Origin of the sequence: Sulfolobus sp. B1 (genome assembly GCF_007050195.1) — an archaeon.
In the GTDB taxonomy this organism is placed as follows: domain Archaea; phylum Thermoproteota; class Thermoprotei_A; order Sulfolobales; family Sulfolobaceae; genus Saccharolobus.
In genome coordinates this window covers 1-3,050 of the sequence record NZ_QIMI01000163.1, presented here as the reverse complement: position 1 = coordinate 3,050, position 3,050 = coordinate 1, and the positions used below count along the sequence as shown (strand labels likewise).

Sequence of the window (3,050 nt, the reverse complement as noted above, 5' to 3'; positions counted from 1 at the left end):
TCACTTTGGAATTTATGAGATCAACTGAACCGTTAACTACTACTAGCTTATTTATTATACTATTAATAAAAGTTGCATTATGGTTAAATATTAATGCCTCATTAATGTACTCGTTATAGGCCAAAGTACCATTAAATAAATTAACGTAGATATAGGGTAAAACTACAAATTCTTTATTTGGAGTTATCGGGTTGATGGTCAACGAGTTTATATCTAATGAAGCTGGAAAACTTATTGGAAGACCATCTTCGTTTATACCTTCTATATAAACGTACCAATAGCCAGATATGCCGTAAGGCGATAAACTGAATGGATTATTTTGATTCCCATTAGGAATTTGAAAATTACCTATCCAACTTCCATTATCATATGTTAGTGGGACGCTATATTGTAACTCTAAATTATCAAAATTACTTAACATATATGCTGGTATTATAATAGCGGAGAAAGTACCGTACTTAACTTCTGTGCCATTAGGATAAGTTATATTCGCAATTACGGTTAAATTTTCATTTTCATACATCACATCAGACGGATAAATATTAACTTTTACATTAATCGTATACGGAGCTACGTATATCTGTGTTATTCCAACACCCTCTGCAGTGAAGTTTGAGCCGTTATACGTAGCTTTTGCTACGACTAAATAGTACCCTGGCTTAAGATCAGGCATTTTAATTTGTGTTATATATACTAAGGTATTTTGATACAGTATACTATTAACGGGTATTGAGTATACATTATAACCGCTCTCGTTATAAAAGCTTATTGTTAAATTGGGCTCTCCTAAGGCTAAAGTTTCGGCAAGAATAGTAACATTTTGTCCTGGCGCCACGGTCAATGGCTCTGTAAATATTGGCGGGTAAACCGCATCGAGCAGATATATTCCTGCTACGAATTCATCGAAACCGAAAACGTTTGGAATACTAACGAAATAAACCCCGCTTAAATTGTTAGGTAATTGGAATGTAGCACCTAGATATTGGGATTGAATTGTTATACCTAATAAAGTTAGATTAAACTCAACTTGCCTACTTAGACTCATACTAGATACTAGAACATTTTTTCCGGTTATGAGATCGTATTTATATACGTTAATAGTTAGGTTTGAGGGTGGTTTGGAAACTACAGAACCATTAGGATACGTCAACTGAACCAATATTGGAACAGACTCAGGTTCTGGGAATAAGGCAACTGGTGGAAATAGAAACTGTGCTTGATAACCAACGGTTATATATGTAAAACCAGTTAAATTCCCATCTTTTACAATAACCTCTTGCACACCACTACCTTGTGCTATAAACTTTCCGACGAAAGATGTACCATTAAAGGTTAGAGGAAATACATCTACAATAGAACTACCATTATACACATAACCTGTTACCGATTTAGACAATATCTCGCCAGATACGTTAGCAACAACCTTAACTTGTTGACCATCAAGGTATGTAGTATTATATACTACAACTGAAATTTTAGGCTGATTAAGAACTTTTGGTAATAATGTAAATAAATAGCCGGCGTTTATAGATCCTAATCCAGTTACCGGGTTTAAGGAGGAGTTGACATAGTACGGAGTATTATAACCAAACTCTATTGGTAATATAGCCTTGGTATCTTTCAATTCGTATAAATATGTATTAATGAAACCTAGTTTACCATACTTTTGAGAAAGAAGATCAATCATAGCTGAAACCATTGGAGTTGCAAGAGACGTTCCTCCTACTAAGTACGTCTGATTATAATAGTATAGAATATAGGCCCCAGTATAAGGATTAGCATCAGCCACTACATCGGGAACTAGTCTATATCCAGTAATGTTTTGATAATATGGGGCAGGAAATATACTGCTATATCCTCCTGTACTAGCCCCAATCACACTTTCTCCACTCCATGCAGTCTGTATTACCCCATTCTGAGAAAAGTATAAGGAAGACCCTCCTACAGCTAGAACGTATGGTATTGATGCTGGGAATATTACTGATCCCTCTGGGGATAAATAATAATTATACCCATTTCCCCCTGCATCACCAGATGCAGCTACGAACGTTATACCCTCTACTTCGCCTAACCAGTATTCATACATTAGTGAATTTACATATGATAATGGTATCAATCCTAAGTCAACATATAGTTCCGGAATTCCAAAGCTTTGAGATAAAACGTTAACTTCATCTTGCTGATCAATATATGCAATTATGGCTGGTAAAGGAATGCTAGGGTTAGCTACATATAGAACTATACCCGCATCTGGAGCAATAATATGGGCATACTCTACATCTAATGAAATCTCAATGGCCCAACCTGTTGAAATACCTTCGTTTGGATTGTATGCACCAATCGGCACTATTTTGAGGTATGGAGGATTCGAAATGTTGAATGATGAATCAAAAGCTTGAATCTGCTGCTGAATATATGGATCACCATAAAAATCTAAAATACCTATTGCTGTTCCTTTTCCAGTAATATTATTTTCTTGTAACCAACTAACGTTATATGCTTTAATGAGTTCATTAGGATAAACCGCAGTATATGCAACAGCTTGAGTAATATTATACAATGTAGTAGGCTTTTTCAAAAATAATGAGGTCACATTTGTACCTATTACTATTACATTGGAAAATGTTGGGGAGCCAGAAAATTCATAAAATCTTATCCCGTCAACAGCATAAACGTAAAACTTCCAATTTAATGCTTCCTCCAATTCACCAACTTTGCCAGAGGCTAGTATAACATTAAGATAATTAACTGCAGAAATATTATAATTTCTCAACTTGGAAATTATTTGAGTAATTTCTTTTTGTGGAACAAATAGCCTTTCAACCTCAGTTTGATTTAATACTACATGATCTTGTACGTACTGTTGCAATAGTGGTAAATTTTTAGGAGGTAATACAATAGAAACAGTTACATAGTAATTGTTAGGCAACAATGCAGTAACTTGATGGAATGAATTAAACATACTCATGGGTACTACAATTCCACTTAACGTTAAGAATATTAAGAATACAAAGCTCCACATATGTTATAATACTATCGTTTGCTTATAC

1 protein-coding gene is annotated in these 3,050 nt (G+C 34.5%); it reads right to left on the bottom strand.

What is annotated here, in order from left to right:
* Window positions 1–3,022, bottom strand: a 3,022-nt coding sequence (locus DMP16_RS08830; protein WP_143577117.1) for a S8 family serine peptidase, incomplete at its 3' end; no start/stop codon positions are given.
* Window positions 3,023–3,050 lie beyond the last annotated feature (28 nt).